The organism is Mesorhizobium sp. M0037 (assembly GCF_040323635.1).
Taxonomy (GTDB): Bacteria; Pseudomonadota; Alphaproteobacteria; order Rhizobiales; family Rhizobiaceae; genus Mesorhizobium.
The window spans coordinates 55,738-62,176 of the sequence record NZ_JAMYVB010000027.1; the positions used below are offsets into that span (position 1 = coordinate 55,738).

Sequence of the window (6,439 nt, forward strand, 5' to 3'; positions counted from 1 at the left end):
GGGAGGATTTCAATGCGCACGACACTGATCTGTGCCGCGCTGGCGCTTGGCCTGGGCTCAGCCCCAGCTTTGGCGCAGTCCGGCGAAATCACGATCTGGAGCTGGAATATCGCGGCTTCGTCGCTGAAGGCCACGGTGGCCGGCTTCAACAAGCAGTATCCCGACGTCAAGGTCACCGTTCAGGATCTCGGCAACCAGCCGACCTATGACAAGTCGATCGCCGGCTGTGCGGCCGGCGGCGTCGGCCTGCCCGATATCGTCTCGATCGAAAACGGCGAGGCCGAGAACTACTGGAGCCAGTTCCCCGATTGCTTCGTCGATTTGCACACGCTGGGCTACACCGCCGACGACCAGAAGAAATTCCCGGATTTCAAGCGCACCGAATTGGAGGTCGGCGACAAGGCCTATGCCATGCCGTGGGATTCCGGCCCAGTCGCCGCCTTCTACCGCCGCGACTTCTACGAGAAGGCCGGCGTCGATCCAGCCTCGATCAAGACCTGGGACGATTTCATCGCCGCCGGCAAGAAGGTCCAGGCCGCCAATCCCGGCGTCACCATGACCAATGCCGATTTCAACGGCGACACCGAATTCTTCCGCATGATTTCCAACGAACAGGGCTGCGGCTATTTCGCCGCCGATGGGCAGTCGATCACCGTCAACCAGCCGAAATGCGTCGACACGCTGGCCAAGATCAAGGACATGAAGGACGCCGGCATCATCTCGTCGGCCGACTGGGGCACCAAGATCACCAACAACACCGCCGGCACCGTCGCCACCCAGGTCTATGGCGGCTGGTATGAGGGCACCATCCGCACCGAATCCGCCGGCGAAAACGGCAAATGGGGTGTCTACCTAATGCCGAGCCTGACCGCCGACGGCCCCCGCGCGGCCAATCTCGGCGGCTCGTCGCTCGCCATCACCTCAGCCTCGAAGAACAAGGAGGCCGCCTACGCCTATCTGAAATACACGCTCGAGACCAATGAAGGCCAGATTACCATGCTCAGGGATTTCGGCCTGGTGCCGTCACTGATCTCGGCCCTCGACGACCCCTACGTCTCGCAAGGCCTGCCCTATTGGGGCGGCCAGGCGGTGTGGAAGGACATTCTCGCCACGCTGCCCAAGGTGGTGCCGAGCCGCGGCACGCCGTTCCAGAGCGACGCCGAAATCATCATGCGCGCCGTGCAGACCAAATATCTCGGCGGCGGCTATCCCGATGCCAAGGCCGCCCTCGACGACGCCGCCAGCCAGATCGCTTCGGCGACGGGACTGCCGATCAAGTGACCAAGGCGGTGATGCTGGCGGGCCAGATATAGGGCAATTTGCCGGACTGTTGGCGCTGCCCCTCACCTGCCTGCCGGCATCCTCTCCCCGTATAGTGGCGGGGAAAGGGACGCTCTCGCCCAACAGTTCGCCAATTGCCGGCGGCGTCCGCCGGCTAACAACACGCCGGATATCAACCGGGAAAGAGGAAGGAGGAGGAAACCATGCGCTACCAGAACGCCACGGCCTATCGCTTCCTTACGCCCTACCTTCTGATCTTTGCCATCTTCTGGGTGTGGCCGATCATCTCCTCGTTCATGATTTCCTTCCAGGCGACGCGCACGGTGCCCTGGCGCTTTGCGCCGACGTTCAACTGGGGCCGCCTGATCGGCGACCCCGCTTTCTTCAACGCGCTGAAAAACACGCTGCTCATCCTCGTCATCCAGGTGCCGGTGATGATCTCGCTGGCGATCATCATGGCGGTGCTGCTGAACTCGCCGCTGCTGAAAGCACGTGGCCTCTACCGCTTTGCCTTCTTCGCTCCGGTGGTGGTCGGCGAGGTCGCCTATTCCGCCGTGTTCCGGCTGATGTTCAACCTGGATTTCGGCATCATCAACAAGCTCCTCGCCGGCGTCGGCCTGGCCAAGATCGACTGGTTCTCCAACGTCACACCGGCCATGGCGCTGATCATGATCGCGGTAACCTGGCGCTGGGCCGGCTACAACGCCATCATCCTGCTCGCCGGCCTGCAGTCGATCCCCGAGGACGTCTATGAAGCAGCGACGCTCGACCGCGTCAGCAAGCTCAAGCAGTTCTTCTACATAACGCTGCCGCTGCTCAAGCCGGTCATCGTGTTTTGCGCCGTGCTGTCGATCATCGGCACCATGCAGCTTTTCACCGAACCGTTCCTGATCACCGAGCGCGGCGGTCCCGGCGGCGGCACCGAGACGCTCGGCCTCTTGCTTTACCGCCAGGGCTTCCGTTCGCTCAATTTCGGCTACGCCTCGGCCGTCGCCTACACCATGGCGGGGCTGGCCATCGCCATCACGCTGGTGCAGCTGTGGCTGACAAGAGAGCCGAAATGAGTTCGCTGTCGCAACGACGGCTCGGCCGCAGCGTCCTGCTGCATCTGGTCCTGACGCCGCTGGCGGTGATCTGGCTGTTTCCGCTGTGGATGATGGTGGTGTTTTCGACCATGCCCGACAACGGCATTTTCAGCCCCGGCATCGAGCTTCTGCCGCACGGCAATTTCGTCGACAATTTCAACAACCTGCAGCGCGACACCAATTTCGTCGGCGCCATCGGCATTTCGGTGGCGGTTGCGGTGACCTACACCTTCTTCTCGGTGCTGCTGACCTCGATGGCCGGCTGGGCGCTCGCCCGCTATCAGTTCTTCGGCAAGGGCGCGGTGGTGGCGATCATCCTCGGCACCATCACGCTGCCCTATGCGGTGGTGCTGATCCCGCAATTCATCATGGTGGCGCGCGACTTCCAGCTCGCCAACACCTGGATTGCGTTGATCGTCCCGCCTTTGTTCAATTCGCTGGGCGTGCTGTTCATGCGCCAGGCTTTCTCGATGATGCCGGCCGACCTCTTCGACGCGGCACGTGTCGAAGGCGTCAAGGAATGGCGCATCTTCCTGTTCGTCGCTTTGCCGCTGGCGCGGCCGATGCTGGCCGCACTCGCCATCATCCTGTTCTTAGCCTCGTGGAACAATTATCTCTGGCCGCTTTTGATCAACAGCCAGCCCGGCGCGATGACCGCACCGGTGGCGCTCGGCACGCTGATCGGCCTGACCAAGGTCTCATGGGGCGGCATCATGGCCGGCGCCGTCATGCTGACCGTGCCGATGCTGGTCGTCTTCGTTTTGCTGCAGCGCCATTTCATCGCCGGCATCGCCGCCGGTGCCGTCAAGTAGGGACAACAGCGATATGGCGGCAGTCACCCTCACCAATGTCGTAAAACGCTTCGGCGTCTATGAGATCATCCATGGCGCCAACATCGATATCGCCGATGGCGAGTTCGTCGTCTTTGTCGGCCCGTCGGGTTGTGGAAAATCGACGCTGCTCAGGATGATCGCCGGGCTGGAGGATATCAGCGGCGGCGAGATCGCCATTGGCGGCAAGGTGATGAACGATGTCGAGCCGGCCGAGCGCGGCATCGCCATGGTGTTCCAGTCCTACGCGCTCTACCCGCACATGAGCGTGGAGCAGAATCTGAGCTTTGGCCTCAGGATGACCGGCAACCCCAAGGAGGACACCGAGCGGCGGGTGAAGCGGGCCTCCGAAATCCTGCGCATCACAGAGTTGATGGCGCGGCGGCCGAGGCAATTGTCCGGCGGTCAGCGCCAGCGCGTCGCCATCGGCCGCGCCATCGTGCGCGAACCGCAAGTCTTCCTGTTCGACGAGCCGCTGAGCAATCTCGACGCCGAGCTGCGCGTCCAGATGCGGGTCGAGATCTCGCGCCTGCACAAGGAGCTCGGTACGACGATGATCTATGTCACCCACGACCAGACCGAAGCGATGACGCTCGCCGACCGGATCGTGGTGCTGCGCGGCGGCCATGTCGAGCAGATCGGTCGGCCGCTCGATCTCTACGACAATCCCGACAACCAGTTCGTCGCCGGCTTTGTCGGCTCGCCGAAGATGAATTTCATCAAGGGCCGCGTCGTCGGGCGCAACACGAGCAGCGTCACCGTCGAGCTGGTGGGCGAGGAAAAGACCCGCATTATGCAACCGTTGACCGGCGCCGTGCCGCAAACAGGAGCCAAGGTCATTGTCGGCGTGCGGCCCGAACATTTCGGCAATGGCGGCGAAGGCGACGCCGACCTCACCGTCGGCATCGACGTGGTCGAGCATCTCGGCGGCACCAGCTTCATCTATGCCAGGACCGCCCATGGCGAAGACCTGGTGATCCAGCGCGACGCGGCAAAGGTCCCCGACACCCAGGAGATCACCGTGTCCATCCGCAAATCCTATCTGTTCGATGAAAATGGCCAGCGGCTGCGCTGAGCGCTTCCAGCCTTGCAAGGAGAATGACCATGACTGCAACCGCGCCCATCCGCTGGGGGATACTCGGGCCCGGCGACATCGCCAAAGCGTTCGCCCGCGGCGTGGCAGGCTCGCGCACCGGCACGATCGTGGCGCTCGGCGCCCGCAATCCCGGCAAGGCAGGCTTGGCCGAGACGTTTCCCGGCGCCCGCATCCTCGACGGTTACGACGCGCTGCTCGCCGACCCCGAGGTCGATGCCGTCTATATCGCCATCCCGCATCCCGGCCATGCCGAATGGGCAATCAAGGCGGCGGAAGCCGGCAAGCATGTGCTGTGCGAAAAGCCGCTGGCGCTGACCGCCTTCGAGGCCGACGCCATGATCCATGCTGCGCGCAAGGCCGGCACCTTCCTCGGCGAAGCGTTCATGTACCGGCTGCACCCGCAGACGGCGAAGCTGGTGGAACTCATCAAGTCGGGCGTCATCGGCGATGTCAGGCTGATGAAGTCGAGCTTCGGCTTCGCCATGCCGGGCTTCATGCCCGAGCACCGGCTCTACGCCAACGATCTCGCCGGCGGCGGCATCCTCGATGTCGGCGGCTATCCCGTCTCGATGGTGCGGCTGATTGCCGGGGCTGCGACTGGAAAACCCTTCGCCGAGCCGGACAAGGTTGTCGGCACCGCCCATCTCGGCAAGTCCGGCGTCGACGAATGGGCCTCGGCGCTGCTGCATTTTCCCGGTGGCATCGTCGCCGAGGTATCCTGCAGCATCTCGCTCAAACAGGACAATGTGCTGCGCATCCTCGGCACCAAGGGCCGCATCGAAGTGCCGGATTTCTGGTTCGCCGGCGGCGGCAACCGCGATGGCGGCCCTGGCCGGATCGATGTAATCCTCGCCGACGACACGCGCGATACCATCAGCGTCAACGAAACCCGCCATCTCTATTGCTTCGAGGTCGACGCCGCCGGCGAGGCGATCCTGGCCGGCAAACAGGAGTTCGCCTGGCCGGGCATGAGCTGGGCCGACAGCCTCGGCACGCTGCGCGTCCTCGACAGATGGCGCGCCGCCGTCGGGCTCGAATATGAGATCGAAAAGCCGGCTAAGCGAACCAACACCATTTCGGGCCGGCCGCTGCGCACCGGCGGCACGGCCATTGGCAAGCGCAAGATTCCGGGCCTGTCGAAGCCGGCCTCCGTGGTGGCGCTCGGCTTCGAGGATTTCCGCACCTTCTCGTCGGGCGCAATCCTGCTCGACGCCTTCTTCGAGACCGGCGGCAATCTGTTCGATACCGGCTATGTCTACGGCGCCGGCTACACCGAAACGCTGCTTGGCCAGTGGCTCAGGAATCGCGGCGTGCGCGAGCAGTCGGTGATCATCGCCAAGGGCGCCCACTCGCCGCTCTGCTATCCCGACGTCATCAGCAAGCAGCTCGCCCAGTCGTTGGACCGGCTGCAGACCGACCATGTCGACCTCTATTTCATGCACCGCGACAACCCGGATGTGCCGGTCGGCGAATTCGTCGATGCGATGGACGCCGAGGTCAAGGCCGGCCGCATCCGTGGCCCGTTCGGCGGCTCGAACTGGACGATGGCGCGCATGGACGAGGCGATTGCTTATGCCGAGCGCACCGGCAAGCAGAAGCCCGGCGTGCTCTCCAACAATTTCTCGCTGGCCGAGATGCTGGAGCCGATCTGGGCCGGCTGCATCACCTCGTCCACCGACGACTGGAAATCCTGGCTGACGAAAAGGCAGATGCCCAACTTCGCCTGGTCGAGCCAGGGCCGCGGCTTCTTCACCGACCGCGCCGGCCGCGACAAGCAGGACAATGAGGAGCTGGTGCGGGTCTGGTATTCGGAGAAGAATTTTGGCCGGCGCGACCGTGCCATCGAGCTGGCGCAGCGGCTCGGCAAAAGCCCGATCCACATCGCGCTCGCCTATGTGCTGGCGCAGCCCTTTCCGTCGGTGCCGTTGATCGGCCCGCGCACGCTGGACGAGTTGGAGGACAGTTTGAAGGCGCTGGATATCAAGCTGTCGGCGGAGGATGTGGCGTGGCTGGATAGCGGGCCGGAAAGGCGGCGGGCTTAGCAGCTAATCTCCCCCCTTGAGGGCCCGTTGCGTTATAGGCTTTGGGCGTGGAGAGAGACGGCAAGGGCAATGCGAGGTGGTTTCCGGCGCTGGTTTGTGGCCAGA

5 protein-coding genes are annotated in these 6,439 nt (G+C 63.7%); all 5 read left to right on the forward strand.

Features of this window, described 5'->3' with window-relative positions:
• Positions 1-12 precede the first annotated feature (12 nt).
• The 5 genes from NKJ78_RS28590 to NKJ78_RS28610 all read left to right on the forward strand — a co-directional run bounded on the left by NKJ78_RS28590 (position 13) and on the right by NKJ78_RS28610 (position 6,334).
• Positions 13-1,281 carry an ABC transporter substrate-binding protein gene (locus NKJ78_RS28590; RefSeq protein WP_023726709.1) on the forward strand — a complete coding sequence of 423 codons (1,269 nt, stop codon included), beginning with the start codon at positions 13-15 and terminating at the stop codon, positions 1,279-1,281.
• 203 nt (positions 1,282-1,484) lie between these two features.
• Complete coding sequence (locus tag NKJ78_RS28595; protein ID WP_023672163.1) at positions 1,485-2,345, forward strand: carbohydrate ABC transporter permease; 861 nt, start codon at positions 1,485-1,487, stop codon at positions 2,343-2,345.
• Positions 2,342-3,178 carry a carbohydrate ABC transporter permease gene (locus NKJ78_RS28600; RefSeq protein ID WP_023672164.1) on the forward strand — a complete coding sequence of 279 codons (837 nt, stop codon included), beginning with the start codon at positions 2,342-2,344 and terminating at the stop codon, positions 3,176-3,178. The genes NKJ78_RS28595 and NKJ78_RS28600 overlap by 4 nt, the downstream gene beginning before the upstream one ends.
• Before the next feature lie 13 nt (positions 3,179-3,191).
• The gene (locus tag NKJ78_RS28605) at positions 3,192-4,271 is read left to right on the forward strand and encodes an ABC transporter ATP-binding protein (RefSeq protein WP_023726711.1); all 1,080 of its coding nucleotides are present in this window, start codon (positions 3,192-3,194) and stop codon (positions 4,269-4,271) included.
• Between the two features lie 29 nt (positions 4,272-4,300).
• A complete protein-coding gene (locus NKJ78_RS28610; protein WP_352562760.1) occupies positions 4,301-6,334 on the forward strand; it encodes an aldo/keto reductase in 2,034 nt (677 codons plus the stop codon).
• The last annotated feature ends 105 nt before the right edge of the window (positions 6,335-6,439 follow it).